Here is a 26,480-nt window from a genome sequence, read left to right as displayed (position 1 = left end):
AGGATTCGCTATGAGTAAAATTATCGGTATTGACTTAGGTACAACAAACTCTTGTGTAGCTGTTATGGAAGGTGGAGAACCAAAGGTTATCCCAAATCCAGAAGGAAACCGTACAACACCTTCTGTTGTAGCTTTCAAAAATGAAGAGCGTCAAGTTGGGGAAGTTGCTAAACGTCAAGCAATTACAAACCCAAATACAATTATGTCTGTTAAACGTCATATGGGTACAGACTACAAAGTAGAAGTTGAAGGTAAAGATTATACGCCTCAAGAAATTTCGGCAATCATTTTACAAAACTTAAAAGCTTCTGCTGAAGCATACTTAGGTGAAACAGTAACGAAAGCTGTTATTACAGTTCCAGCATACTTCAACGATGCAGAACGTCAAGCAACAAAAGACGCTGGTCGTATTGCTGGTTTAGAAGTTGAGCGTATCATTAACGAACCAACAGCAGCAGCGCTTGCTTACGGTTTAGAAAAACAAGACGAAGAACAAAAAATTCTAGTATACGACTTAGGTGGCGGTACATTTGACGTATCTATCCTTGAGTTAGCAGATGGAACATTTGAAGTTATTTCAACTGCTGGTGACAACCGTCTTGGTGGAGATGACTTTGACCAAGTTATCATCGATCATTTAGTAGCTGAATTCAAAAAAGAAAATAACATTGACTTAAGCCAAGATAAAATGGCACTTCAACGTCTGAAAGATGCAGCTGAAAAAGCGAAAAAAGATCTTTCTGGTGTAACGCAAACACAAATCTCATTACCATTCATTAGTGCTGGAGCTGCTGGTCCATTACACTTAGAATTAACGTTAACAAGAGCTAAATTCGAAGAACTTTCAGCGAGCCTAGTTGAAAGAACATTAGAGCCAACTCGTCGTGCATTAAAAGACGCTGGTTTTGCTCCAAGCGAATTAGATAAAGTTATCCTTGTTGGTGGTTCTACTCGTATCCCAGCCGTACAAGAAGCAATTAAACGTGAAACTGGTAAAGAGCCATATAAAGGTGTAAACCCAGATGAAGTTGTAGCATTAGGTGCTGCAGTTCAAGGTGGCGTACTTACTGGTGATGTAGAAGGCGTTCTATTATTAGACGTAACTCCACTTTCTTTAGGTATTGAAACTATGGGTGGCGTATTCACAAAATTAATCGAGCGTAACACTACAATTCCAACAAGTAAATCACAAGTATTCTCAACAGCTGCTGATAACCAACCAGCGGTAGACATTCACGTACTACAAGGTGAGCGTCCAATGTCAGCTGATAACAAAACACTAGGCCGTTTCCAATTAACAGATCTTCCGCCAGCACCACGTGGTATTCCACAAATCGAAGTAACATTCGATATCGATGCGAACGGTATTGTTAACGTACGTGCGAAAGATTTAGGAACAAGCAAAGAGCAAGCTATTACAATCCAATCTTCTTCAGGTCTTTCTGACGAAGAAGTAAATCGTATGGTACAAGAAGCAGAAGCAAATGCTGACGCTGACCAAAAGCGTAAGGAAGAAGTTGAACTTCGTAACGAAGCTGACCAACTTGTATTCCAAACAGATAAAGTTGTAAAGGATTTAGAAGGCAAAGTTGATGCAGCTGAAGTAGCGAAAGCAACAGAAGCGAAAGAAGCATTACAAGCGGCAATCGAGAAAAACGACCTTGATGAAATCCGTGCGAAAAAAGATGCTCTTCAAGAAATCGTACAACAATTAACTGTAAAATTATATGAGCAAGCTCAAGCAGCTGCAGGGCAAGCAGAAGGTGCTCAAGGTGCACAAGATAACGCTGGCGCGAAAAAAGACAATGTAGTTGATGCTGAATTTGAAGAAGTAAAAGAAGATAAGTAATAAAGTAAAACATAATAAGTAAGATGACAAAAAGTCAAAGTCAAGCGTGCCTTGGCTTTGGCTTTTTTCACGAATAAGGAAAATCGTGTGAGGATCTTAAGTTTTTTGCTTTGCATACTGTAAGTAAGGAAACTTTGTTGCAAAGCACTTTCTTTCGGTGTTAAAATTACGTTTATGTGAAAGATTCGGGGGTTACAAATTTATGAATAAACGAGACTATTATGAGGTGCTTGGCCTTAGCAAAGGCGCTTCTCAAGATGAAATTAAAAAAGCATATCGTCGTTTGGCGAAAAAGTATCATCCAGACGTAAGTAAAGAAGAAAATGCAATTGAAAAGTTTAAAGAAGTACAAGAAGCATATGAAGTATTAAGTGATGATCAAAAACGTGCACAGTATGATCAATTTGGCCATGCGGGTCCAAATCAAGGTTTCGGCGGCTTCGGCGGTGGAGACTTTGGTGGTGGCTTCGGATTTGAAGATATCTTTAGTTCGTTCTTTGGCGGAGGTGGCGGTCGACGTCGTGACCCAAATGCGCCGCGTCAAGGTGCTGACTTGCAATATCAAGTTACTTTAGATTTTGAAGAAGCGATTTTTGGTAAGGAATTAAACATTGAGATTCCTGTAGAGGATCCTTGTGATACTTGTCACGGTAGTGGAGCGAAACCAGGAACTTCAAAAGAAACATGTAAACATTGTTCAGGGACGGGTCAAGTGAGTGTAGAACAAAATACACCATTTGGTCGTATTGTAAATCGTCAAGCATGTAACCATTGCTCAGGAACAGGTCAAATGATTAAAGAGAAATGTACGACATGTCACGGTTCTGGTAAAGTGCGTAAACGCAAAAAAATCAATGTGAAAATCCCAGCTGGTATCGATAATGGTCAACAAATTCGTGTATCTGGAAAAGGTGAAGCGGGTGTAAATGGTGGCCCAGCAGGTGATTTATATGTTGTTGTTCATGTGAGAAACCATGAATTCTTCGAGCGTGACGGGGACCATATCATTTGTGAGATGCCATTAACATTTGCGCAAGTTGCACTTGGTGCCGAAGTGGAAGTTCCTACAGTTCACGGAAAAGTGAAGCTTAAAATTCCAGCAGGAACACAAACTGGAACAGAATTCCGCTTGAAAGGAAAAGGAGCTCCAAACGTGCGTGGATATGGTCAAGGTGACCAATACGTAGTAGTTCGTGTTGTTGTACCTACAAAATTAACTTCACATCAAAAAGAATTATTACGTGAATTTGCGGGGCAAGAAGATCAAGATGATAGCTTATTTGGGAAGCTTAAACGAGCTTTCAAAGGGGAATAATGGAAATAAAAAATGGAGTTGGTAAATTGTGAAATGGTCAGAAATTAGTATTCATACAACAGAAGAAGCGGTAGAGGCTGTCTCTCATATTTTGCACGAAGCAGGTGCTAGTGGGGTTGCGATTGAGGACCCAGCGGAGTTAACGAAAGAACGTGAACAACAATATGGTGAAATTTATGCACTGAATCCGGCTGAATATCCAGCTGATGGTGTGTTAGTAAAAGCATATTTCCCGCAAACGGATTCTTTACATGAAACTGTTGCGAGTGTAAAATCATCTATTGATGTACTTCCATCTTACGACATTGAAATTGGTACAGGAAATATTACAATTAATGAAGTCGATGAGGAAGACTGGGCTACTGCTTGGAAAAAATATTATCATCCAGTTCAAATTTCTGATACATTCACAATCGTGCCGACTTGGGAAGAATATACACCTTCTTCTCCAAATGAAAAGATTATTGAATTAGATCCAGGTATGGCGTTTGGTACGGGGACACATCCAACAACGACGATGTGCATTCGTGCATTAGAAAAAACAGTTCAGCCAGGCGATGCAGTAATTGATGTAGGAACAGGTTCTGGAGTACTTAGTATTGCAGCGGCAAAATTAGGTGCAGCAACTGTTCAAGCGTATGATTTAGATCCAGTTGCAGTTGAAAGTGCAGAGATGAACGTGCGTTTAAATAAAACGGATGACGTCGTATCTGTCGGACAAAATAGTTTATTAGAAGGTATTGAGGGTCCAGTAGATTTGATTGTAGCAAATTTACTAGCAGAAATTATCCTTCTATTCCCTGAAGATGCAGCAAGAGTTGTAAAACAGGGCGGACTATTTATTACGTCTGGTATTATTGCAGCGAAAGAAAAAGTGATTTCTGAAGCGTTAGAAAAAGCTGGATTTACCATTGAAGAAGTGCTCCGAATGGAAGATTGGGTAGCAATTATTGCACGAAATGCGTAATATAGATTTTAGTTTATAATGAACGGAGGAGTCTCTCACTATATAAGGTGAGGGACTTGCCGTCTGTTATATGAAAATGATAACGTTTCGTTCTTTTCGTAAGTGAGGACTTACGAAAGGAACGAAACTCTACTAAGGTGATAAGATGCAACGTTATTTTGTAGAAGAGAAACATGTAAATGACCCAAGTATTCGTATTGTAGGTGATGATGTACATCATATTGCAAGAGTGATGCGTATGTCAGCTGGTGATCACATTTATTGCTGTGTGGATGGCAAAACAGCGAAATGTTCAATTGCTGAAATTACCAGTGAATTTGTGGATACCACTATTGTAGAATGGGTAGAGACGTCAAGTGAACTTCCTGTGTTCGTGACGATTGCAAGTGGACTGCCAAAAGGAGACAAGTTAGAGTTAATTTTTCAAAAAGGAACCGAGCTTGGGGCGGCTGCATTTCTACCATTTCAAGCATCTCGTTCTATCGTAAAATGGGATGCGAAAAAAGCAGATAAAAAAGTTGAGCGTTTGAAAAAGATTGTGAAAGAAGCTGCGGAACAATCGCATAGAAGTGAAATTCCAGACGTACATGCTCCTGCGTCATTTAAGCAATTGCTTGCAATGAGCAGCGAGTATGATATTTGTCTTGTTGCGTATGAAGAGGAAGCAAAACAAGGTGAGAAATCTAATTTTGCGAAAGCTTTAACGACGATCAAACCAGGTCAAAAGCTATTAATTGTATTTGGCCCAGAAGGTGGATTAGCGGAAGAGGAAATGACTGCGCTTCATGAACACAAATTTGTACCATGTAGTTTAGGACCAAGAATTTTAAGAACAGAAACGGCTCCGCTTTATGCGTTAAGCGCCGCTTCATATCATTTTGAATTGATGGGGTGATGGATCAATGACAACTGTTGCGTTCCATACGTTAGGTTGTAAAGTAAACCACTACGAAACAGAAGCGATTTGGCAATTGTTTAAACAAGGTGGATATGAAAGAATTGAATATGAAAAGAAAGCTGATGTATATGTTATTAATACATGTACAGTAACGAATACTGGAGATAAAAAAAGCCGTCAAGTAATTAGACGTGCTGTCCGCCAAAATCCAGATGCGGTTATTTGTGTAACTGGGTGTTATGCACAAACATCTCCAGCAGAAATTATGGCAATTCCAGGTGTAGATATCGTTGTTGGTACGCAAGACCGTGAGAAGATGCTTGGATATATCGAAGAGTTCCGTAAAGAGCGTCAACCAATTAACGCTGTCCGCAACATTATGAAAACACGTGTATATGAAGAACTTGATGTACCGTACTTCACGGATCGTACACGTGCGTCATTAAAAATACAAGAGGGTTGCAATAACTTCTGTACATTCTGTATCATCCCTTGGGCGCGTGGTTTAATGCGTTCTCGTGATGGAAAAGAAGTTATTAACCAAGCGCAGCAATTAGTAAATGCAGGCTATAAAGAAATCGTATTAACTGGTATTCATACAGGTGGATACGGTGAAGATATAAAAGATTATAATTTAGCTGGATTACTTCGTGATATGGAAGCTGAAGTAAGTGGTTTAAAACGTCTTCGTATTTCTTCAATTGAAGCAAGCCAAATTTCAGATGAAGTGATTGAAGTATTAGATAAATCTGAAGTAGTTGTGCGTCATTTGCACATTCCGCTGCAATCTGGATCTAATACGGTATTAAAACGTATGCGTCGTAAATATACGATGGAATTTTTCCAAGAGCGTTTAGATCGTCTAAAAGAGGCGTTACCAGGACTTGCAATCACTTCAGACGTAATTGTTGGATTCCCAGGAGAAACAGAAGAAGAATTTATGGAAACGTACAATTTCATTAAAGAGAATCGTTTCTCTGAATTACACGTTTTCCCTTATTCAAAACGTACAGGTACGCCTGCAGCGCGTATGGAAGATCAAGTGCCTGAAGATGTGAAGAACGATCGTGTTCACCGTCTAATTGAATTATCAAACCAATTGGCGAAAGAGTATGCTTCTCAATTTGAAGGTGAAGTACTCGAAATTATTCCGGAAGAGACATTTAAAGAGGGCGACCGTGAAGGGTTATATGTAGGTTATACAGATAACTACTTAAAAGTTGTATTTGAAGGATCGGAAGAATTAATTGGTAAGCTAGTAAAAGTAAAGATTACGAAAGCTGGTTATCCATATAACGAAGCACAGTTTGTTCGTGTTCTTGAAGAGGATGTAAAAAAAGAATCGGCAAGTGCGTAATGATAAAGCATGCAAACGAAAAGGATTTGCATGCTTTTTTCTTTGGTGGAGAAGTTAAGACATGAAGTTGTAATATTTCATGCTATAAGGCTAACCGTTATGGTTGTCAGACAATCCGTAGTGAAGAAAGGGGTATATGAAAAATGAACTATGCGAAATTAATTGATCATACATTATTAAAACCAGATACAAAAAAAACGGCAATTGTTACATTATGTGAAGAGGCAAAAGCTCATGACTTCGCTTCTGTATGTGTAAATCCAACTTGGGTTGAAACAGCGACGGAATTATTAAAGGGTACAGCTGTAAAGGTTTGTACAGTAATTGGTTTTCCACTTGGAGCAAGCACACCAGAAACGAAAGCCTTTGAAACGAAAGATGCAATTGCTAAAGGTGCAACGGAAGTTGATATGGTAATTAACATCGGCGCATTAAAAGATAAGAATGATGAACTTGTCGAGCGTGATGTTCGCGCAGTTGTAGAAGCAGCAAAAGGAAAAGCGCTTGTGAAAATTATTATTGAAACATGTCTATTAACAGAAGAAGAAAAAATTCGTGCATGTGAATTGTCCGTAAAAGCTGGTGTAGATTTTGTGAAAACGTCAACTGGCTTCTCTACAGGTGGGGCGACGGTAGGAGATGTAGCGCTAATGAGAAAAACTGTTGGACCAAAGATTGGTGTGAAAGCGTCAGGTGGCGTTCGTAGTGAAGCGGATATGGATGCGATGGTAGAAGCGGGAGCGACACGTATCGGTACGAGTTCTGGTGTTGCACTAGTTAGTGGAAAGACAGCAACAACTGACTATTAATCGAAAAGTGGATGCAAACGGTTGTCTTATTAGCTGCATTTGATAATTTTTGTACGGAAAGTATTTTTTAATACTTTCCGTCGTATTAATTTAATTAATACTGGTTATTATGTATGATCTACATAAATTTTGAAAAAGGAAGAGCATCTATTCTTCTTTTATTCTGTCAAATAGTTGACCTGAAGTGACAAAATGTATTATAATCGTAAAAGACATGCTGAAGAAGTGTTTCTTTTTGCATGCTGAAGTTAGTATGTAAGTGTGATGTTTCGGAGGGAGGGAAAGAGAATGTCAAAAACAGTCGTTCGTAAAAACGAGTCTTTGGAGGATGCACTTCGCCGTTTTAAAAGATCGGTTTCTAAAACTGGTACACTTGCTGAAGCAAGAAAGCGCGAGTTTTATGAAAAACCAAGTGTAAAACGTAAGAAGAAATCTGAAGCGGCAAGAAAGCGTAAATTCTAAGAGAGGGTGTAAGTTATGAGTCTTCTCGGTCGTTTAAACGATGATATGAAACAAGCGATGAAGAATAAACAAAAAGAAAAATTAACCGTCATTCGTATGGTTAAGGCTGCTTTACAAAATGAAGGTATTAAACTGCAACATACTCTTACTGAAGAAGAGGAATTAACAGTTTTAGCTCGTGAAGTAAAACAGTATAAGGACTCCCTCCTTGAATTTAAAAAAGCTGGTCGTGAAGACCTTGTTGATAAACTGCAAAGTGAAATTCAGATTTTAAGCGCATATTTGCCGGAGCAATTAACAGAAGAAGAATTAGCGAATGTAATTAAGCAAGTTATTTCTGAAGTTGGTGCTACTTCTAAAGCAGATATGGGTAAAGTGATGAGTGCTGTTATGCCGAAAGTAAAAGGCAAAACAGACGGATCGCTAGTGAATAAGCTGGTTACTCAGCTATTAGCATAAAAAAACGTCTCATTCTTATGAGACGTTTTTTTATGCTTTTTTTGTTTGGACGTGATATTACAAGCTCTTTTTTCATACATATGGGATGAGAGGGGGTCTTGGGGATGAAGAAGTTAGAACAAATGAAAAATTGGCTAACGAAGCAAATAGACCTACCAGTGGACGTATTAATGGATCTACCTCGGATTACGCTTGTTGGGCAAGTACATATCTATATAGAAAATCATCGAGGTTTATTAGTATTTTCAGATAAAGAAGTGAGATTGTTACTAAAACATGGCCAATTATTAATTAAAGGTCAATCGTTTGTCATTAAAACCATTCTGCCAGAAGAGCTTTTACTTGAAGGGATTATTGAGCAAGTAACATTTTTAGAAGATGAAAAGAAGGAGAAATAAAGTCAAACTTCCATTTGTGAAGTTTTTCTTCTTAATTAATTTCGTACGAGCTATATTGATCATTAAAGTGGAAGAAAGTGGACATGATATCTGCTTTTTGGAAAGGTAGTGGAGATAAGCGATGAAGAACCAGTGGTTTACAAGGTGGCTTGGATATGTAAAGGTTCGAATTGAAGGTAGGGGCGCAGAGCGTTTTGTTAATGAATGTGTACGTAGAAATTTATTTGTTTGGGATGTGAAGAAGGTTGCTGATGAAACGTTGGTTTTTTGTATGTTGCTACGAGATGTGAAAAAACTAAAACCAATTTATCGAAAAAATGAGTGTAAATTATATTTTATTGGACGATACGGTTTTCCATTTTGGAATAAACGTTTACTTAGAAATAGCGGATTTTTAATTGGTTTTCTTATATTTTTTTTCGGGATGATTGCGCTATCGAATATGGTGTGGAAAATTGAAATTACAGGAGCGAAACCGGAAACTAAATATATATTGATGAAAGAATTGGACAAAATGGGTATTAAGAAAGGGAAATTGCAGTTTCAAATGCCTAACGTAGAGGATATTCAGCGTCATTTAACAGATAATATTAATGCGATAACTTGGGCGGGATTAGAAATAAGAGGGACAACATATCACTTTAAAATTGTTGAAAAAAATGAGCCAAAGAAAGAGAAAGAACAACAACCTCAAAACTTGGTAGCGAAAAAAGAGGCAATTATAAAGAAAACATTTGTGGAGATTGGAAAACCAGTTGTTATGAAAAATGATTACGTAGAAAAAGGGCAGCTACTTGTATCGGGGATGTTTGGTAATGAGGAGAATCCAACAGTTGTTTCTGCTAAAGGAATTGTATATGGAGAAACATGGTATAAATCTGAGGTGAACGTTCCGCTAAAGACGCAATTTCAAGTATATACTGGAAATTCATATAATGAACATTTTCTACGATTTGGGAGTGTCAAAATAAAAATATGGGGATTTCAACATGATAAGTATAAGCGCTCTCGTACTGAAAGCGTGAAACATGATGTGAAATTGTTTGGATTTACATTGCCAATTTCTTATGAAAAAGAAATCGTCCGTGAAGAAGAAGAGGCGAACCGTGAATATACAGAAAAACAAGCAATGAAAGTTGCAAAAGAAATGGCTGAAAAAGAACTAAAGAAAAAATTAGATGAACATGCTATGATTGTAAGTGATAAGATTTTGCATAAAGAGGTTGAGGTGGATCACCTAAAAGTCACATTGCATTATACAGTGATTGAAAATGTCGCAGAACCACAACCAATATCTGAATCCGATATTCAAGGAGACTGAGTAATGGCAGAACAATTAGTAGAAATGAACCAACAATTGGAAAATCACAACGAAGCAATTGCTCTTTTTGGAGTAAATGATGCTCATTTAAAAGTAATTGAAAGAGAACTTGGTGTATCAATTGTAACTAGGGGAGAAGCTGTTCGTGTATCTGGAACGGATGAAGCTGTAGCACTTGTAGAAAAAATCTTACAGCAATTACTTGTTGTTATTCGTAAAGGTGTATCAATTTCTGAACGAGATGTTGCATATGCGATTCAACTTGGTTATCAAGGGAAAATCGCTCAATTTGAAGAATTATATGAAGAGGAAATCTTTAAAACAGCAAAAGGTAAATCGATTCGTGTGAAAACGATGGGGCAAAGACGATATGTTCATGCAATGAAAAAGAATGATATTGTGTTTGGGATAGGTCCTGCTGGTACAGGTAAAACATATTTAGCTGTAGTAATGGCTGTCAGAGCATTAAAACAAGGCTATGTAAAGAAAATTATTTTAACAAGACCGGCTGTAGAAGCGGGAGAAAGTCTAGGATTTTTACCAGGAGATTTAAAAGAGAAGGTAGACCCTTATTTACGTCCTCTATATGATGCGTTACATGATATTCTTGGGCAAGAATATACACAACGTATGATGGAAAGAGGAACGATTGAAATCGCACCCCTTGCTTATATGAGGGGACGTACTCTTGATGATTCCTTTGTAATACTAGATGAAGCGCAAAATACAACTGGTGCCCAAATAAAAATGTTTTTAACACGTTTAGGTTTTAGCTCTAAAATGGTTGTTACTGGAGATCCTTCACAGGTTGACTTACCAAAAGGTGTAAAATCAGGGTTATCTATTGCTGCGAATGTTTTATCAGGTGTATCTGGTCTTTCGTTTGTTACTCTGGAACAAACGGACGTTGTAAGACACCCGTTAGTGCAGCGTATCATTGAGGCATATGATAAAATGGAATGATCCTATTTGTCAGGATCATTTCTTTTTGTATGATAAGGTTGGCGAATGGCTTATTTTTTACTATGATTAAAGAATCGGCAAATAAGCTATGCATGATAGTCTATGGGCAGTAGGACAATTATGAAAGGTTGTCCGAAAAACATAATTGGTGAGAGGTAGCTTGTAGTGGAACGAAAAAAATACTAATTATAAGTAGTTTCACTTTATTTCTGGAGAGGAGAAGGTATTGGAATCATGTCAAGGTCTCAAGAAATTTCTAAGTGGTTTCGCAATATACAGCATTCGAAAAAACTAAGTTGGATTTCTTACATTTTATTAGGAGCAGTGCTATTCTTCGCGCTGATGAATAATGTGAAGCCAGAACAATTGAATGTTGAAATGCTTTCTATTGCTAAACAAACAATTCACTCCCCTATTAAAATTGAAGACAAAGTTACAACAGATAAAAAGAAAAAAGAAGCCGCTCAAAAGGTCGAGGATAAATATACATATAGAAGTGAATACAAACAAAATAAAGTGGATATTGTAAATTCTGTTTTTGATGCGATAAATGAAGTGGAAGCAGACATTAAAGCTGTTGGTCCAGACGAGTATAAAAGAATTTCTGATGCAGAAAAATTGGATAAGTTAAAAAAGAAATTACCTACAGATTTAACAAAGAGTTTATCAGATGCAATTTTGCTGAAATTTATTAATGCAGATTCAGGTCAATTGTCATTGGCGAAAGATGCGGCTATAACGGCAGTTAATAATATTATGAGTAAACATATCAAGATGGATGAAGAGGAAGAAGCAAGAGAACGATTTGTTAATGAAATGAGTAGTGTGAATATAAGTAGTGATTTAAAAGAAGCCGTGAATGCACTTGGGAAATATGCAATTACAGCCAACTACTTTTATGATTCAGTTGCAACGAAAGATAGGAAGAAAATAGAGGAAGATTCCGTTGCGCCAGTGTATATTCTTCAAGGGCAAATTCTCGTGAAGGAAGGCGATACGATTTCACGAGAAGCATACGATCAGTTGAAATTGGTCGGATTGTTAGAACAAGGAAATGCGTTCCAACCTTATGTAGGTTTAGCGATTATAATTGGTGTATTACTATTCTTTATGCATAAGCAATTTGAGACGTTTTTAAAACGGAAGAGAGAAGATAAGCCGTATGTGTTAGCTTATATAACTATAGTAGCTATTACAGTTGTCTTAATGAAAATCATTAGTTTGTTTCAAAAGTTGGAATATGCGGGTATTGCGTATGTTGTCCCGGTGGCGATGGGAACAATACTTGTAAAATTAATGATTGGTGATCGATTTGTATTTTTAACAAGTATGATTTTTTCTGTATGTGGAAGCGTTATGTTTAATGAAGGTGTAACAAGTACGCTTAACTATAGTGTAGGTATTTATGTTTTATTAAGTTCATTATCAGTTAGTGTCTTTTTGAAAGAAAAAAAACGTCGTACAATGATTTTGCAAGCTGGTATACTCGTTTCAATATTAAATGTAGTTGTATTGGCAGCTTTACTATTGTTACGGAATGGTAATTTTTCGCCGCTTGAAATTGGCACGCAATTATTAATGGCGGCAGTTTCTGGGGTTATTTCATCCGTTTTAGCCATGGGGATTTTACCGTATTTAGAAAGTGGTCTTGGTATTGTATCTAGTATGAAACTTGTGGAGCTTTCAAGCCCTAATCATCCACTTCTTCGCAAAATTTTGTTAGAGGCACCAGGTACGTATCACCATAGTGTAATGGTTGCGAATCTGTCTGAAGCAGCTTGTGAAGCGGTTGGAGCAAATGGAGTATTAGCGCGTGTGGGAGCTTATTATCATGACGTAGGGAAAACAGTACAACCACAATTCTTTATTGAAAATCAAATGGGGATTGAAAATCCGCACGATAAATTAGATCCTGTAACGAGCAAAAATATTATTATTGCCCATGTAACTGATGGTGTGAAAATGCTTAAAGAACATCATATTCCTCAAGAAATTATTGATATTGCTGGACAACATCATGGTACAACGTTACTTAAATATTTTTATTATAAAGCGATTAAAGAAGATAAAGAGAAGTATACGGAAGAGATGTTCCGTTATCCGGGATCGAAAGCAACATCTAAAGAATCCGCAATCGTAGGTATTGCTGATAGTGTGGAAGCGGCTGTTCGATCGATGAACCATCCAACGCGAGAGCAAATTAATAATTTAGTGCAAAGTATTATTAAAGATCGTCTGCAGGATGGACAGTTTAGTGAATGTGAGCTGACGTTTAAGGAATTGAAAATTGTTGGTAAAACGTTATGTGAAACGTTAAATGGTATCTTCCATTCTCGTATTACGTATCCGGAACCACCGGAAGAAAAGGAGAACGAATGAGTTTATTAATTGATTTTTTTGATGAAACAGAAGAAGTGAAAGAAGAATATATAGGTTTAATCCGTGAATTATTAGAGAAAGCAGCGCAAATAGAGCGTATAGAAGATGGAGCTGAGTTATCAGTTACATTCGTTGATAATGATCGTATTCAAGAAATTAACCGTGACTATCGCGATAAGGATCAGCCGACGGATGTAATTTCTTTTGCGATGGAGGATATGGTTGAAGGAGAGATGGAAATCGTAGGTGCAGAGATGCCACGTATGTTAGGAGATCTTATTATTTCTATCCCAAGAACGAAGGAGCAAGCGGAAGAATATGGACATTCTTTTGATCGTGAGCTCGGATTTTTAGCTCTGCATGGCTTTTTGCATTTACTTGGTTATGATCACATGACAGAGGAAGATGAAAAAGAGATGTTTGGAAAACAAAAAGAAATTTTAGAGGCATTTGGATTAGGGCGATGAAAAAAGGAAAACTTCTAAAGAGTTTTGGATATGCTATAGCTGGTATATACTTTTGTCTTCGTCATGAACGAAATATGAAAGTTCATTGTTTGGCCGCAGTTATTGTAATATGCTGCGGTCTTTATTTCCATGTTACGGAAATGGAATGGCTTGTATTATTTATTGTAATGGGGATTGTAATGAGTTTAGAAATGATCAATACAGCAATTGAAAAAACAGTAGATTTAGTAACGACAGATATACAACCGCTTGCGAAAATTGCAAAGGATGTTGCAGCTGGTGCGGTTTTATTATTTGCTATTATAGCTGTTATAATTGGTGCTATTATCTTTTTACCGTATATGGTATAGTTGCATTCCAAAGCTTTTATTGTGCTTTGGAGGCAGCGTTAGAGCCTTTAATTAAAGTATTACTTTATCTATTCACAATTGTGAACGGAAAGGATGCGGGAACATGAACAGCAAAGAATTAATTCAAGAAGCAATCGAAGCGCGTAAACAGGCGTATGTACCATATTCCAAGTTTCAAGTTGGAGCAGCTTTATTAACAGAAGATGGAAAAGTGTATCGTGGATGTAATGTGGAAAATGCCTCATATGGACTATGTAATTGTGCGGAAAGAACGGCTTTATTTAAAGCGATTTCTGAAGGGGATAAAAGATTCGTGGCCATCGCGGTTGTAGCGGATACGAAACGTCCAGTACCTCCTTGTGGAGCCTGCCGACAAGTTATGATAGAATTATGTAAACAGGATACGAAAGTATACTTATCAAATTTACATGGTGACATTCAAGAGACGACAGTCGGAGAATTGTTACCAGGAGCATTTTTAGCGGAGGATTTACATGAATAGAAAAGGTTATAAATCAGGTTTTGTCTCTATTATTGGAAGACCGAATGTCGGGAAATCTACGTTTTTAAATCGTATTATCGGTCAAAAAATCGCCATTATGAGTGACAAGCCACAAACAACTCGTAATAAAATTCAAGGTGTGTATACAGAAAATGATTCACAAGTGATTTTCATTGATACACCAGGAATACATAAGCCGAAGCATAAACTAGGCGACTTTATGGTGAAGATGGCTCAAACGACATTGAAAGAAGTTGACATTGTTTTATTTATGGTGAATGCAGCTGAAGGATTTGGTCGTGGTGAGGAATTTATCATCGAAAAATTACAAGAAACGAAGCAACCCGTATTTCTAGTAATTAATAAAATTGATCAAGTTCATCCAGAACAATTGCTGGAGTTGATTGATCAGTACCGTAAACTACATGAGTTTGCGGAGATTGTACCGATTTCTGCACTAGATGGTAATAACGTTGAAGCTTTAATCACAGCAATAAAAAAATATTTACCAGAAGGCCCGCAATACTACCCAGATAACCAAGTGACAGATCACCCAGAGCGATTTATTATTGCAGAGCTTATTCGTGAAAAGGTGCTACATTTAACACGTGAAGAAGTGCCACATTCAGTAGCTGTTGTTATCGATGCCATTCAAAAGCGTGAAGGTGGAGCCGTTTACGTGAATGCGACGATTATCGTTGAGCGTCCGTCACAAAAAGGGATTATTATTGGTAAGCAAGGAAAGATGCTGAAAGAGGTCGGGAAGCGAGCTCGTTTTGATATTGAAGCGCTTCTTGGTTCTAAAGTATTTTTAGAAGTATGGGTAAAAGTGCAAAAAGATTGGCGTAATAAAATGTCTCAGCTTCGTGACCTTGGTTTCCGTGAAGACGAGTATTAATATAGATTAGGAAAAATTTTTCTCACATGAAAATGGACAAAATGGGTCAATTTAATAACAACAAAAGAAATTGGTTTATATGCTACGCTTATTGAGAAAGGTGGATTCTTATGCTAGATTTTACCTGGAAGTTTTTCTCCAAAACAGGAAGCATTGACACGTATTTGCTTTTAAAGGAAATGGAAAAAGACGTAACCGATGAGATGGATCAACATGAAGAGGAACTAGAGCATCTAGACTCTCCAATTTCTTGACCCGTTTTGTTCAAACCTTGGACGGTGACGAACATGTTTCAAAAAGTTGAGGGCATTGTTATCCGCACGACAGATTACGGAGAAACAAATAAGATAGTTACAATATTCTCCCGTGAATTTGGTAAGGTAAGTGCAATGGCAAGAGGAGCGAAAAAACCGAAAAGTCGGTTAGCATCTATTTCGCAACTTATGACACATGGTCATTTCCTTATTCAAATGGGGTCTGGACTTGGGACTTTGCAACAAGGTGAAATCGCTTCATCAATGAAAGAAATTCGTGAAGACATATTTTTAACGGCTTATGCATCATTTATTGTCGAACTGACTGATAAAGCAACTGAAGATAAGAAGAATAACCCGTACTTATTTGAAATGTTATATCAAACGTTGCATTATATGTGCGAGGGTGTTGATCCAGAAGTATTAGCATTAATTTATCAAACGAAAATGCTTCCGGTATTAGGTATGCACCCATATTTTGATACATGTGCTATTTGTCACCAAGAAACAGATTTTGTCGCCTTCTCTGTTCGAGAAGGCGGTTTTCTGTGCTCACGTCATGCAGAGCAAGATTCATACCGTATTCCAGTAGGAGAGGCTGTTCATAAGTTATTGCGCCTTTTTTATCATTTTGATTTACATCGGCTGGGCAATGTGTCAGTGAAAGACACTACAAAGAAACAAATGCGCACAGTGTTAAATACATATTATGATGAATATTGTGGGATTTATTTGAAATCAAGACGTTTTCTTGAACAACTTGATAAATTTCAAATATAAAAAGGGCCATATACGGTCCTTTTTACATCCTTTCTTTTTCGAATAGCATATTTAGTATATAATATTTAAGAGATAGTATAACTTTTTTCGTTTTGCATTGAAGGTGGTGATTATCATAGAACTGAATAAACGGCAAGAACATATCATTCAGATTGTAAAAGATCACGGTCCTATTACAGGGGAGTCAATCGCGGCGCAATTAAATTTAACACGCGCAACATTAAGACCAGACTTAGCGATTTTGACGATGGCTGGTTATTTAGAAGCGCGTCCACGCGTAGGTTATTTTTATACGGGTAAGACTGGGGGACAGTTGTTATCTGAAGCTGTTAAAAAAATTAAAGTACAAGATTATCAATCTAGACCAGTCGTAGTTGATAAGAATATTTCTGTATATGATGCGATTTGTACTATGTTTTTAGAAGACGTTGGTACGTTATTTATTGTAGATCAATCTACACTTTTAGTTGGGGTTGTATCTCGTAAGGATTTATTACGTGCGAGCTTAGGTAAGCAGGATTTAACGTCTCTTCCGGTTAATATTATCATGACAAGAATGCCAAACATTGCGATGTGTCGTAGAGAAGACTCTCTTTATGATATTGCAATGGAATTAATAGAAAGGCAGATTGATGCTGTGCCGGTTGTGAAGGATACGAAGCAAGGGCTAGAGGTTATTGGCCGGGTTACAAAAACAAATATTACGCGTGCGTTTGTAAATTTAGTAAATAATGAATAAGTGTAATTTGTTTAAAGTGAGGTAATGTAATGGATAATAAAATCGTATATGTCGTATCTGATTCTGTAGGAGAAACGGCTGATTTAGTTGTTCGAGCTGCAATGGGGCAGTTTCCGTTTGCTCCCGATATTAGACGTGTACCATATGTAGAAGATACAGGGACGTTAAAAGAAGTTATTTCAATTGCAAAGAGTAATCGAGCTCTTATTTGTTTTACATTAGTAAAACCTGAAATGCGTCAATATTTAATAACAGAAGCAGCAAAAGAAGGTGTAGAGGCGTATGATATTATTGGGCCTCTTATCGATCAAATTGAAGAAATTACAGGGCAAGTGCCAAGGTATGAACCTGGTGTTGTTCGAAGATTAGATGAAGAATACTTTAAAAAGATCGAAGCGATTGAATTTGCTGTTAAATATGATGACGGTAGAGATGCGCGCGGTATTTTAAAAGCAGATATTGTGTTAATTGGGGTTTCACGTACATCGAAAACACCACTTTCACAATACTTGGCTCACAACAAGCGTTTAAAGGTTGCGAATGTACCACTTGTACCAGAGGTAGATCCACCCGAAGAATTATATCAAGTTGCAACAGAAAAATGCTTCGGTCTAAAAATTACACCAGATAAGCTAAACCATATTCGAAAAGAACGATTAAAATCACTTGGATTAAGTGATGGAGCAACATATGCGAATATTAATCGTATTAAAGAAGAAATTGAGCACTTTGAGAAAGTTGTTAGTAGAATAAACTGTCCAGTTATTGATGTGTCGAATAAGGCGATTGAAGAGACAGCAAATATTATCGTGAATGCAGTGCAAAACCAAAAAATGTTTTAGCACATTTACCAAAGGTGAATGTGCTTTTTTCGCTCATGATAATGAGATGGGCTTCTAAAAATATGCATAGAAATCGAGAGAGTTTGCATTTGTATTTGTATTTTCTTATTATGCTGAAGAGGTAATTTCATTATCCTTGGATGTAAAATTAAAATTTAAAGGATATGTAGCGAAGTTGGAGAAAATATATTATAATAAAAAATTGTGATAAAAACCTACATTTTACGTTTAGACTTTAATTTTTCAGAATAAACTAGGGATAGGATTTACGGAAAAGGTATGCATTTACGTAAAATCGACAAAATTTAGACAAGAAAACGCACATTATGGAAGGATTCACAGAAGGGATGTAGAATACAGAAATATGCAAAACATCAGTAAGATATTAGTTGATGCAGATGCATGTCCTGTGAAGGATGAAATTGTGCAGGTTGGAACAAAATTTCATGTCGACATTTTGTTTGTCGCATCCTACGCCCATCGTTCAAGTAAGCAGCAAGGAAATTGGGTCTATGTAGATTCTGAGCAAGATGAAGTGGATTTTTACATTTATAAACATGCTAAAGCTACAGATCTCGTGATCACACAGGATATGGGACTTGCTGGTCTTCTTGTTAAAAAAGGAGTATATGTATTATCTCCAAGAGGTACATTTATAACAGATGAGCAAATGGATACAATTTTATATAGTAGATATGTATCTGCGAAGTTACGCAGACAAGGGACTTATACGAAAGGTCCAAAATCGTTTTCAAAGTAGGATCGACATTACTTTCTAACAAGTTTAGAAAAAATATTGTCGAATTATAAAGGAATCTTGTAATTTGTATCGAATACAAATTACGACACGGAGATGGAGTTATGGGGAACAGAATTCCCGAAGAAGTTGTTGAACAGATTCGTACATCATCTGATATTGTAGAAGTTATTGGTGAGTATGTTCAGTTGAGAAAGCAGGGGCGCAATTATTTTGGCCTTTGTCCATTCCATGGTGAGAATTCTCCCTCGTTTTCTGTTTCATCAGACAAGCAAATTTTTCATTGCTTTGGATGTGGAGAAGGTGGAAATGTTTTTTCATTTCTTATGAAAATGGAAGGACTATCTTTCACAGAGGCCGTTCAAAAGCTTGGAGAAAGAAATGGCATTGCAGTTGCAGAGTATACATCAGGACAAGAACAACAAGAAAATATATCTGATGACAGTGTCATCATGTTACAGGCTCATGAACTTTTGAAAAAGTATTATCACCATCTATTAGTAAATACAGAAGAGGGGAATGAAGCTCTTTCCTATTTACTAAAACGTGGTATTACAAAAGAGATGATTGAGAAATTTGAAATTGGCTACGCGTCACCAGCTTGGGATGCGGCGGCGAAAATATTACAAAAAAGAGGTTTTTCGCTAGCGACTATGGAACAGGCCGGATTGCTTGTAAGAAGTGAAAAGGATGGCAGTCATTATGACCGTTTCCGAGGAAGAGTTATGTTTCCAATTCACACGTTACAAGGGAAAGTAACAGCATTTAGTGGAAGGGCTTTAGGGGATGATACCCCGAAATATTTAAATAGCCCAGAAACACCGATTTTTCACAAAAGTAGGTTGCTGTATAACTTCCATCAAGCAAGGCCGTTTATTAGAAAACGTGGGCAGGTTGTCCTTTTTGAGGGCTATGCTGATGTGCTAGCTGCTGTGAAAAGTGGCGTTGAAGAAGCTGTTGCGACAATGGGAACAGCTTTAACCGACGAACAAGCGAAACTTTTGCGACGTAATGTTGAAACTGTTGTTCTTTGCTATGATGGTGATAAAGCAGGACGAGAAGCGACGATGAAAGCAGGACAATTATTATTACAAGTAGGTTGTCAAGTAAAGGTTACTTCATTGCCAGATAAGCTTGATCCTGATGAATATGTGCAACAATATGGGACAACAGCTTTTGAAAATCTCGTGAAATCGAGTATAAGTTTTGTTGGTTTCAAAATAAATTATTTACGTTTAGGGAAAAATTTGCAAGATGAGTCTGGTAAAGAAGAATATGTGAAGAGTGTTTTAAAAGAGTTATCGTTGTTGCAAGATGCGATGCAGGCGGAATCATATTTAAAGTCATTATCGCAAGAATTTGCATACTCAATGGAAACACTTTTAAGTCAATTGCACCAATATCGCAAAGAACAAAAGATACAGCAAAAACAAACGAAGCAAATTTCTAAGCCATCTCAAATTGTTCAATCTAAGCCGAAATTAACAGGTTTTGAAAGGGCGGAAAGAGAGCTCATTTACCATATGTTGCAAAGTCCAGAAGTTGCAGTGCGTATCGAACCTCATATAGAAGATTTTCATACAGAAGAACATAAAGGGATTTTATATGAACTATACGCATATTATGAAAAGGGAAATGAACCTTCAGTCGGAAATTTCTTAAGTTGGCTTTCTGATGAAAAACTGAAAAATATTATCACTGATATTTCAACGGATGAATTTATTAATCCAGAATACACAGAAGAAGTGTTACAAGGTCATCTAGAGGCGTTGAAACGCCATAAGGAAAAGCTAAAAAAGACGGAAATTATCTTTACGTTAAAGCAAATGGAAAAAGCTGATCCGGTAGAAGCTGCTAAGTATTATGCAGCATATTTACAAAGTCAAAAAGCAAGAAGATAGCTTTTTGGATAAAATTTTATTATAATGAATGTTTGTATCTCGCGTAAGGAGGGGAACAGATGGCTGACAAACCAGCTCGTTCTAAACAAATTGAAACTGATATGACCCTTGAGCAAGTGAAAGAACAACTCACTGAGCTCGGAAAAAAACGTGGCGTTCTTACATATGAAGAGATTGCAGAACGCATGAATGGATTTGAAATTGAATCCGATCAAATGGATGAATATTATGAATATTTAGGTGAACAAGGAATTGATTTAGTTGGTGACAATGATGAAGGTCCTAATACTCATCAAATCACCAAAACAGAAGAAGAATTTGATTTAAATGATTTAAGTGTACCACCAGGCGTAAAAATCAATGATCCTGTTCGCATGTATTTAAAAGAAATTGGCCGCGTTGACTTACTATCTGCCGAAGAAGAAATTCGACTTGCAACACGTATTGAAGAAGGCGATGAAGAAGCGAAACGCCGACTTGCGGAAGCGAATTTACGTCTTGTAGTAAGTATTGCAAAAAGATATGTGGGCCGAGGTATGCTTTTCTTAGACTTAATTCAAGAAGGTAATATGGGTCTAATTAAAGCGGTTGAGAAATTCGATTATCGTAAAGGGTTTAAATTTAGTACGTATGCAACTTGGTGGATTCGCCAAGCGATTACACGTGCTATTGCAGACCAAGCACGAACAATTCGTATTCCAGTTCATATGGTTGAAACGATTAATAAGTTAATCCGTGTACAGCGTCAATTGTTACAAGATTTAGGACGCGAGCCATCTCCAGAAGAGATTGGTGAAGAGATGGACCTTGCTCCAGAAAAAGTACGCGAAATCTTGAAAATTGCCCAGGAGCCAGTTTCTCTTGAAACACCAATTGGTGAAGAGGATGACTCTCATTTAGGCGACTTTATTGAAGACCAAGAAGCAACATCCCCTGCGGACCATGCAGCGTATGAATTGCTAAAAGAACAATTGGAAGATGTGTTAGATACACTAACAGATCGTGAAGAAAATGTTCTACGTCTTCGTTTTGGTTTAGATGATGGACGAACTCGTACGCTTGAAGAAGTTGGGAAAGTATTCGGCGTAACGAGAGAACGTATCCGTCAAATTGAAGCAAAAGCACTTCGCAAATTAAGACATCCAAGCCGTAGCAAACGTCTAAAGGATTTCTTAGAATAGGTTCTTTTTAAGTTTACTTCACGAATGTGAAGTAAACTTTTTTATTTTGTTAATTTTTGTTAAAAAATAGCTGTCGGCGACGATTACAATTCTTGTAATTTATTTTACAGAATTGTCTTTTGATTTGCAAATGGTCATTTTTCGATTTTTCGATTAATTTCGTTTGTTTTATACAAAAATATATGTAGAAAAACAAAAAATATGAAGAGATACGTTGATATTTATCAAAATAATATGCGATATAAGAACGATAATCAATAAACTGAATTTATGGAATATTTTTAACAACTGACAGTTTGGTCTTTTCTGATAGAGCGTTTTCAAGTACAATGTAAATGACTGAATCATCTAACTATTCGGGGGTATAGAGGGGGGAGAAGATATATGAAACGTAATCCGTTGATTCCATTTGCTCTTATTGCAGCACTAGGCATTATCGTTATGTTTGTATTTTCATTTCAGGGGCTAAATAAATCTAAAGAGTTAGCTGATGCAAAAAATGGCGGAAAGCCAGCGCAAACAGCATCAAAGCCAGAGGATATTGTGAAGCAAAGCTGTACGAGCTGCCACGGTGATCAATTACAAGGGGCAGTAGGACCTAATTTACAAAAAATTGGTGGGAAACTTTCAAAGGATGAAATTAAAGAAGTTCTTTCGAAAGGAAAAGGTAACATGCCTGCTAATATAGTTCCAGCTGACCAAGCAGCTAAAGTAGCTGATTGGTTATCGAAGAAAAAATAAAGTTTTGTATTACAAGCCTTTTGCTTTTGCAAAGGGCTTGTTTTTCTATATTTTCTAAAATACGATGAGTTATAGAGAATTGAATTGTTGTTATGGACTTGCAACAACTACTATAAATTCATTATCATGGAGACAGACTGACAAGAGAAGGAGTAATGGAAATACATGAATGAAGTAAAGCTTTCAAAACGATTAGAAGAAGTTGTACGCGAGATTCCAGTAGGATCTACAATTGCTGATATTGGATCAGATCATGCGTATTTACCGTGTTATACAATTATAAATAATATTGCTACAAAAGCAGTTGCAGGAGAAGTTGTAGATGGACCATTTCGATCTGCGCAAGCAACTGTAGCTGAAAGTGGCTTACAAGATAAAGTAGATGTGCGTAAGGGTAATGGATTAGCTGTTATCACACCAGGAGAAGTAGATGTAATTACGGTTGCAGGAATGGGTGGAGCGCTAATTCGTGACATTTTAGAAAGTGGTAAAGAAAAACTAGAAGGTGTAACGCGCTTAATTTTACAGCCGAATATTGCAGCGCATCACATTCGTGAATGGTTTATTGAAAATGGCTGGGAGCTTATCCATGAGAAAATCGTAAAAGAAGACGGAAAGATTTATGAGATTTTAGTTGGGGAACGAGGAAATATTGCAGCACCTTACTCTGATAATAAACAAGCTGAATTATTTATGGGTCCATTTTTAATAAAAGAAAAAAGTGAAGCTTTCGTTGAAAAGTGGGAAGGAGAATTGAAAAACTTCCAAAATATCCTAAAACAATTAGAACGTGCGGCGGATTCTGAAGAGACAAAAGCGAAACGTGCAGAAGTAGAAGCGAAAATGAAAATGATAGGGGAGGTATTATCATGAGTAAAATTCCAAATGGCCATGAAATTATTTCTTTATTTGAAAGTATGTATCCGAAGCATTTGGCGATGGAAGGAGATAAAATTGGTCTACAGATTGGAGCGCTTAATAAACCCGTGCAGCACGTATTGATTGCTTTAGATGTAACGGAGGAAGTTGTGGACGAAGCGATTCAATTAGGGGCGAATGTCATTATTGCGCATCACCCTTTAATTTTTAATCCGTTAAAGGCGATTCATACAGATAAGGCGTACGGAAGAATTATTGAAACGTGTATTAAAAATGACATTGCAGTTTATGCCGCGCATACAAATGTGGATGTTGCTAAGGGCGGAGTAAATGATTTACTTGCTGATGCGTTAGGGTTACAAAATACAGAAGTATTAGCTCCGACATACGCAGAAGAAATGAAAAAAATTGTTGTATTTGTGCCAGTAACTCATGCGGAAGAAGTGCGTAAAGCACTAGGAGACGTAGGCGCTGGTCATATCGGCAATTATAGCCACTGTACGTTTAGTAGTGAGGGAGCAGGCACGTTTGTACCTCAGGAGGGAACAAATCCTTATATCGGGGAAACTGGGCAGTTAGAACGCGTGGAAGAGGTACGTATCGAAACGATTATTCCAGCTTCACTACAAAGAACAGTTATGAAAGCGATGTTAGCAGCTCATCCATACGAAGAAGTGGCTTATGATGTGTATCCGCTTGATAATAAAGGCGAAACATTAGGTCTTGGGAAAATAGGATATTTACAAGAAGAAATGACGCTTGGGCAGTTTGCAGAACATGTGAAACAATCATTAGACGTGAAGGGTGCAAGAGTTGTTGGCAAGTTAGATGATAAAGTGCGTAAAGTCGCTGTACTTGGTGGAGATGGCAACAAATATATAAACCAAGCGAAATTTAAAGGGGCAGATGTATATGTAACAGGTGACATGTATTATCATGTTGCTCATGACGCGATGATGCTCGGTTTAAATATAGTTGACCCAGGACATAACGTTGAAAAAGTAATGAAGCAAGGTGTACAAAAGCAATTGCAAGAAAAAGTGGATGCAAAGAAATTTAATGTACAAATTCATGCTTCGCAGTTACATACGGATCCTTTTACATTTGTATAAGAAAATAAAAATCCGTTGCCGAGTTGGCCAACGGATTTTTATTATTGTGTTTTTTTTACTTTTACACGCGGTAAAATCTTTTGAAGTGGTACGTTTCGTTTTCTCTCCCAAGTAGCGGGATTCATCGGATCGTATTGCTCTAAAAAGGCGATTACTTCTTTCGTAATTGGTGTTGGTGTAGAAGCACCGGCTGTAATTGCGACATTTTCAATACCCTGTAGCCATTCTAGCTGAATTTCGCTTACATCTGCGACGCGGTATGCTTTTGTACCAGCGATTTCCTCTGATACTTGTGCTAAGCGATTTGAGTTATTACTTTTCGGATCGCCAACAACTATTGTTAAGTCTGCAACATCCGCTTGTTTAGCAACAGCTTCTTGGCGAACTTGAGTTGCTAAACAAATTTCCTTATGGAATTCTGCTGTTGGAAATTTTTTCTGAATGTCCTCCATTAAATGTTGAACATCCCATTGACTCATTGTTGTTTGATTCGTAACTAAAATTTTATCTGTTGGGATTTCTAATGTTTCTAAATCATCAGCTCTTTCGATAAGATGAACGATATCAGGTGCAATACCAACCGCGCCTTCTGGTTCTGGATGGTTTTTTTTGCCGATATAAATGACATGGTATCCTTCAGCTTTCTTTGCTTCAATAAGGTCATGTGTTTTTGTAACATCTGGACAAGTTGCATCGATTGTCGTTAAACCTTTTTCTTTTGCACGTTGTTTCACTTCTGGTGAAACGCCATGTGCAGTGAAAATAACAGTTCCAGAATCGATTTGATCTAAAATATCTAAACGACTTGGTCCGTCTAACGTAATGATTCCATCTTCTTCAAAAGCGTCTGTAACATGTTTATTGTGAACAATCATACCTAAAATATAAATAGGTCTCGGTAATGATTTATCTAATGCAGCGTTACGGGCAATTACCATTGCATCGACAACACCGTAGCAATAACCACGAGGGGAAATTTTAACAATTTTCATATGAGTAATCCTCTCCTTCTAAACAAGGGATACTTTTGTGCATAGTCTTTTACATTATAAAGGAGGAGTGGATAGAAAACAAAGGATTGTTACACATATAGTTTTGGTTTTGTTACTATAGGTGGAATCTTCTCTTTCGGTAATTCTTTTTCGACGACTGGTTCTATAATAATTTTTTTTCTTTTTTTCTTTTTAGGAGGAGAGGGGGGAGTGATTACTTCCACCTCTTCAGTCTCTTCTTTCTTAGGTGTTTCTGCTTCACCTTTGCCAGAGGTGAGAATCTTTACGATACTTGGTATACTCCGAACGATAGGACCGTATTGCTCTACAACAGGCCCGACAGATTGAGCGACTTGGGCAACTTTTTCAATGTTATTTATCATGCCGGTCGGATTGGAGAGAAAGTTGGAAAAAAAGCTCCCGATACCACCACTGCCACCAGACGTGGCTGCTGTTCCTCCGCGCATTTCATTTGCTTCATACATTTGTTGTGGCTGCTGCATGTATGGTTGATACTGTTGTTGATATTGCTGCTGAAATTGATATTGAGACGGTGGTTGCGGTTGGTGCATCATCGGTGGTCCCTCCATTTGGCGATAGGGAGGAACCATTTGCATGAAGGGCTCGGTGGGGTCATGTTTTTTAAACAGTTTAGAGAGAAAACCTTTCTTTTTTTGTGCCATCGGTGGTAGTTGTGGAATGGGATAAGGTGTATAAGGCTGGTGCCTTTGCCCAGAATACATTTGCTGCATAGGGGGTTTCGGATACATGAGAGAAATCCTCCTTTCTTCAGTTAGGTATATACACATACAATATGCACTAGAAAGAAAGAAGGTTAGTTTTTGGAGTGAAAACCTAAACTAAAGATGGATTTTACCTTTAGATTTCGATATAATGTAGACTTGACT

27 protein-coding genes and 1 pseudogene are annotated in these 26,480 nt (G+C 37.4%); 26 read left to right on the top strand and 2 right to left on the bottom strand.

Annotated elements, in window-relative coordinates; translation table 11 throughout:
• Positions 1–10 precede the first annotated feature (10 nt).
• From dnaK to DJ93_RS07150, 26 genes and pseudogenes are all read left to right on the top strand, one after another.
• Positions 11–1,849, top strand: a complete 1,839-nt coding sequence (dnaK, locus tag DJ93_RS07275) for a chaperone protein DnaK (RefSeq protein ID WP_042979948.1) — start codon at positions 11–13, stop codon at positions 1,847–1,849.
• A 202-nt stretch (positions 1,850–2,051) separates the two neighbouring features.
• Complete coding sequence (gene dnaJ, locus DJ93_RS07270) at positions 2,052–3,164, top strand: chaperone protein DnaJ (RefSeq protein WP_042979947.1); 1,113 nt, start codon at positions 2,052–2,054, stop codon at positions 3,162–3,164.
• 28 nt (positions 3,165–3,192) lie between these two features.
• Complete coding sequence (gene prmA, locus DJ93_RS07265) at positions 3,193–4,131, top strand: 50S ribosomal protein L11 methyltransferase (protein WP_042979944.1); 939 nt, start codon at positions 3,193–3,195, stop codon at positions 4,129–4,131.
• Positions 4,132–4,276: 145 nt separating this feature from the next.
• Complete coding sequence (locus DJ93_RS07260) at positions 4,277–5,026, top strand: 16S rRNA (uracil(1498)-N(3))-methyltransferase (RefSeq protein ID WP_042979943.1); 750 nt, start codon at positions 4,277–4,279, stop codon at positions 5,024–5,026.
• Positions 5,027–5,033: 7 nt separating this feature from the next.
• Positions 5,034–6,386: a tRNA (N(6)-L-threonylcarbamoyladenosine(37)-C(2))-methylthiotransferase MtaB gene (gene mtaB / locus DJ93_RS07255; RefSeq protein ID WP_042979942.1), complete on the top strand. Its 1,353-nt coding sequence runs from the start codon at positions 5,034–5,036 to the stop codon at positions 6,384–6,386.
• A gap of 143 nt (positions 6,387–6,529) precedes the next feature.
• Entirely contained in the window at positions 6,530–7,195 is a 666-nt protein-coding gene (deoC, locus tag DJ93_RS07250) for a deoxyribose-phosphate aldolase (protein WP_042979940.1), read from the top strand.
• Between the two features lie 288 nt (positions 7,196–7,483).
• Complete coding sequence (rpsU, locus tag DJ93_RS07245) at positions 7,484–7,657, top strand: 30S ribosomal protein S21 (protein ID WP_000048061.1); 174 nt, start codon at positions 7,484–7,486, stop codon at positions 7,655–7,657.
• A 15-nt stretch (positions 7,658–7,672) separates the two neighbouring features.
• Positions 7,673–8,116, top strand: a complete 444-nt coding sequence (locus DJ93_RS07240; RefSeq protein WP_042979939.1) for a GatB/YqeY domain-containing protein — start codon at positions 7,673–7,675, stop codon at positions 8,114–8,116.
• Between the two features lie 104 nt (positions 8,117–8,220).
• Positions 8,221–8,514, top strand: a complete 294-nt coding sequence (yqfC, locus tag DJ93_RS07235; protein WP_000732265.1) for a sporulation protein YqfC — start codon at positions 8,221–8,223, stop codon at positions 8,512–8,514.
• A gap of 121 nt (positions 8,515–8,635) precedes the next feature.
• Complete coding sequence (gene yqfD, locus DJ93_RS07230) at positions 8,636–9,835, top strand: sporulation protein YqfD (protein WP_042979936.1); 1,200 nt, start codon at positions 8,636–8,638, stop codon at positions 9,833–9,835.
• A gap of 3 nt (positions 9,836–9,838) precedes the next feature.
• On the top strand, positions 9,839–10,798 hold the full coding sequence (locus tag DJ93_RS07225) for a PhoH family protein (protein WP_042979935.1): 960 nt from the start codon (positions 9,839–9,841) through the stop codon (positions 10,796–10,798).
• Between the two features lie 234 nt (positions 10,799–11,032).
• Complete coding sequence (locus DJ93_RS07220; RefSeq protein ID WP_042979934.1) at positions 11,033–13,177, top strand: HD family phosphohydrolase; 2,145 nt, start codon at positions 11,033–11,035, stop codon at positions 13,175–13,177.
• The gene (gene ybeY / locus DJ93_RS07215) at positions 13,174–13,644 is read left to right on the top strand and encodes an rRNA maturation RNase YbeY (protein ID WP_042979933.1); all 471 of its coding nucleotides are present in this window, start codon (positions 13,174–13,176) and stop codon (positions 13,642–13,644) included. Before DJ93_RS07220 ends, ybeY begins: the two co-directional genes overlap by 4 nt.
• Complete coding sequence (locus DJ93_RS07210; RefSeq protein ID WP_042979932.1) at positions 13,641–13,994, top strand: diacylglycerol kinase family protein; 354 nt, start codon at positions 13,641–13,643, stop codon at positions 13,992–13,994. The genes ybeY and DJ93_RS07210 overlap by 4 nt, the downstream gene beginning before the upstream one ends.
• 103 nt (positions 13,995–14,097) lie before the next feature.
• Positions 14,098–14,496, top strand: coding sequence for a cytidine deaminase (locus DJ93_RS07205; RefSeq protein WP_042979931.1), 399 nt, complete (start codon positions 14,098–14,100; stop codon positions 14,494–14,496).
• Positions 14,489–15,394: a GTPase Era gene (era, locus tag DJ93_RS07200; RefSeq protein WP_042979930.1), complete on the top strand. Its 906-nt coding sequence runs from the start codon at positions 14,489–14,491 to the stop codon at positions 15,392–15,394. Before DJ93_RS07205 ends, era begins: the two co-directional genes overlap by 8 nt.
• Positions 15,395–15,504: 110 nt before the next feature.
• Complete coding sequence (locus DJ93_RS07195) at positions 15,505–15,648, top strand: YqzL family protein (RefSeq protein WP_042979929.1); 144 nt, start codon at positions 15,505–15,507, stop codon at positions 15,646–15,648.
• Between the two features lie 33 nt (positions 15,649–15,681).
• Positions 15,682–16,428: a DNA repair protein RecO gene (recO, locus tag DJ93_RS07190; protein ID WP_042979927.1), complete on the top strand. Its 747-nt coding sequence runs from the start codon at positions 15,682–15,684 to the stop codon at positions 16,426–16,428.
• 106 nt (positions 16,429–16,534) lie between these two features.
• Positions 16,535–17,167 (top strand): transcriptional regulator CcpN, encoded by a 633-nt coding sequence (gene ccpN, locus DJ93_RS07185; protein WP_080743382.1) that lies wholly within the window; start codon positions 16,535–16,537, stop codon positions 17,165–17,167.
• Between the two features lie 29 nt (positions 17,168–17,196).
• On the top strand, positions 17,197–18,009 hold the full coding sequence (locus DJ93_RS07180; protein WP_042979925.1) for a pyruvate, water dikinase regulatory protein: 813 nt from the start codon (positions 17,197–17,199) through the stop codon (positions 18,007–18,009).
• A 364-nt stretch (positions 18,010–18,373) separates the two neighbouring features.
• Positions 18,374–18,832: pseudogene (locus tag DJ93_RS07175) on the top strand (YaiI/YqxD family protein).
• 38 nt (positions 18,833–18,870) lie between these two features.
• Positions 18,871–20,667, top strand: a complete 1,797-nt coding sequence (dnaG, locus tag DJ93_RS07170; RefSeq protein WP_042979924.1) for a DNA primase — start codon at positions 18,871–18,873, stop codon at positions 20,665–20,667.
• 59 nt (positions 20,668–20,726) lie between these two features.
• The gene (gene rpoD, locus DJ93_RS07165; protein WP_042979923.1) at positions 20,727–21,848 is read left to right on the top strand and encodes an RNA polymerase sigma factor RpoD; all 1,122 of its coding nucleotides are present in this window, start codon (positions 20,727–20,729) and stop codon (positions 21,846–21,848) included.
• A 384-nt stretch (positions 21,849–22,232) separates the two neighbouring features.
• Positions 22,233–22,589 carry a cytochrome c550 gene (gene cccA, locus DJ93_RS07160; RefSeq protein WP_042979922.1) on the top strand — a complete coding sequence of 119 codons (357 nt, stop codon included), beginning with the start codon at positions 22,233–22,235 and terminating at the stop codon, positions 22,587–22,589.
• Between the two features lie 165 nt (positions 22,590–22,754).
• Entirely contained in the window at positions 22,755–23,462 is a 708-nt protein-coding gene (locus DJ93_RS07155; RefSeq protein WP_042979921.1) for a tRNA (adenine(22)-N(1))-methyltransferase, read from the top strand.
• A complete protein-coding gene (locus tag DJ93_RS07150) occupies positions 23,459–24,580 on the top strand; it encodes a Nif3-like dinuclear metal center hexameric protein (RefSeq protein WP_042979920.1) in 1,122 nt (373 codons plus the stop codon). The genes DJ93_RS07155 and DJ93_RS07150 overlap by 4 nt, the downstream gene beginning before the upstream one ends.
• Positions 24,581–24,621: 41 nt before the next feature.
• Here the strand turns inward: DJ93_RS07150 and DJ93_RS07145 are convergent, their stop codons facing one another.
• Both DJ93_RS07145 and vrrA read right to left on the bottom strand, forming a co-directional pair.
• On the bottom strand, positions 24,622–25,572 hold the full coding sequence (locus tag DJ93_RS07145) for a 4-hydroxy-3-methylbut-2-enyl diphosphate reductase (protein ID WP_042979919.1): 951 nt from the start codon (positions 25,570–25,572) through the stop codon (positions 24,622–24,624).
• Positions 25,573–25,661: 89 nt separating this feature from the next.
• Positions 25,662–26,342 (bottom strand): VrrA/YqfQ family protein, encoded by a 681-nt coding sequence (gene vrrA, locus DJ93_RS07140; RefSeq protein WP_042979918.1) that lies wholly within the window; start codon positions 26,340–26,342, stop codon positions 25,662–25,664.
• Positions 26,343–26,480: the final 138 nt, after the last annotated feature.

It is taken from the genome of Bacillus clarus, from assembly GCF_000746925.1.
In the GTDB taxonomy this organism is placed as follows: Bacteria; Bacillota; Bacilli; order Bacillales; family Bacillaceae_G; genus Bacillus_A; species Bacillus_A clarus.
This window is presented reverse-complemented; position numbering and strand designations above follow the sequence as displayed.

Excerpts from the sequence above, each read along its gene's own strand:
- dnaK (WP_042979948.1), top strand. The coding sequence starts at position 11 with ATGAGTAAAATTATCGGTATTGACTTAGGTACAACAAACTCTTGTGTA.
- dnaJ (WP_042979947.1), top strand. The coding sequence starts at position 2,052 with ATGAATAAACGAGACTATTATGAGGTGCTTGGCCTTAGCAAAGGCGCT.
- DJ93_RS07260 (WP_042979943.1), top strand. The coding sequence starts at position 4,277 with ATGCAACGTTATTTTGTAGAAGAGAAACATGTAAATGACCCAAGTATT.
- mtaB (WP_042979942.1), top strand. The coding sequence starts at position 5,034 with ATGACAACTGTTGCGTTCCATACGTTAGGTTGTAAAGTAAACCACTAC.
- deoC (WP_042979940.1), top strand. The coding sequence starts at position 6,530 with ATGAACTATGCGAAATTAATTGATCATACATTATTAAAACCAGATACA.
- rpsU (WP_000048061.1), top strand. The coding sequence starts at position 7,484 with ATGTCAAAAACAGTCGTTCGTAAAAACGAGTCTTTGGAGGATGCACTT.
- DJ93_RS07240 (WP_042979939.1), top strand. The coding sequence starts at position 7,673 with ATGAGTCTTCTCGGTCGTTTAAACGATGATATGAAACAAGCGATGAAG.
- yqfC (WP_000732265.1), top strand. The coding sequence starts at position 8,221 with ATGAAGAAGTTAGAACAAATGAAAAATTGGCTAACGAAGCAAATAGAC.
- yqfD (WP_042979936.1), top strand. The coding sequence starts at position 8,636 with ATGAAGAACCAGTGGTTTACAAGGTGGCTTGGATATGTAAAGGTTCGA.
- DJ93_RS07225 (WP_042979935.1), top strand. The coding sequence starts at position 9,839 with ATGGCAGAACAATTAGTAGAAATGAACCAACAATTGGAAAATCACAAC.
- DJ93_RS07220 (WP_042979934.1), top strand. The coding sequence starts at position 11,033 with ATGTCAAGGTCTCAAGAAATTTCTAAGTGGTTTCGCAATATACAGCAT.
- ybeY (WP_042979933.1), top strand. The coding sequence starts at position 13,174 with ATGAGTTTATTAATTGATTTTTTTGATGAAACAGAAGAAGTGAAAGAA.
- DJ93_RS07210 (WP_042979932.1), top strand. The coding sequence starts at position 13,641 with ATGAAAAAAGGAAAACTTCTAAAGAGTTTTGGATATGCTATAGCTGGT.
- DJ93_RS07205 (WP_042979931.1), top strand. The coding sequence starts at position 14,098 with ATGAACAGCAAAGAATTAATTCAAGAAGCAATCGAAGCGCGTAAACAG.
- era (WP_042979930.1), top strand. The coding sequence starts at position 14,489 with ATGAATAGAAAAGGTTATAAATCAGGTTTTGTCTCTATTATTGGAAGA.
- DJ93_RS07195 (WP_042979929.1), top strand. The coding sequence starts at position 15,505 with ATGCTAGATTTTACCTGGAAGTTTTTCTCCAAAACAGGAAGCATTGAC.
- recO (WP_042979927.1), top strand. The coding sequence starts at position 15,682 with ATGTTTCAAAAAGTTGAGGGCATTGTTATCCGCACGACAGATTACGGA.
- DJ93_RS07180 (WP_042979925.1), top strand. The coding sequence starts at position 17,197 with ATGGATAATAAAATCGTATATGTCGTATCTGATTCTGTAGGAGAAACG.
- dnaG (WP_042979924.1), top strand. The coding sequence starts at position 18,871 with ATGGGGAACAGAATTCCCGAAGAAGTTGTTGAACAGATTCGTACATCA.
- rpoD (WP_042979923.1), top strand. The coding sequence starts at position 20,727 with ATGGCTGACAAACCAGCTCGTTCTAAACAAATTGAAACTGATATGACC.
- cccA (WP_042979922.1), top strand. The coding sequence starts at position 22,233 with ATGAAACGTAATCCGTTGATTCCATTTGCTCTTATTGCAGCACTAGGC.
- DJ93_RS07155 (WP_042979921.1), top strand. The coding sequence starts at position 22,755 with ATGAATGAAGTAAAGCTTTCAAAACGATTAGAAGAAGTTGTACGCGAG.
- DJ93_RS07150 (WP_042979920.1), top strand. The coding sequence starts at position 23,459 with ATGAGTAAAATTCCAAATGGCCATGAAATTATTTCTTTATTTGAAAGT.
- DJ93_RS07145 (WP_042979919.1), bottom strand. The coding sequence starts at position 25,572 with ATGAAAATTGTTAAAATTTCCCCTCGTGGTTATTGCTACGGTGTTGTC.
- vrrA (WP_042979918.1), bottom strand. The coding sequence starts at position 26,342 with ATGTATCCGAAACCCCCTATGCAGCAAATGTATTCTGGGCAAAGGCAC.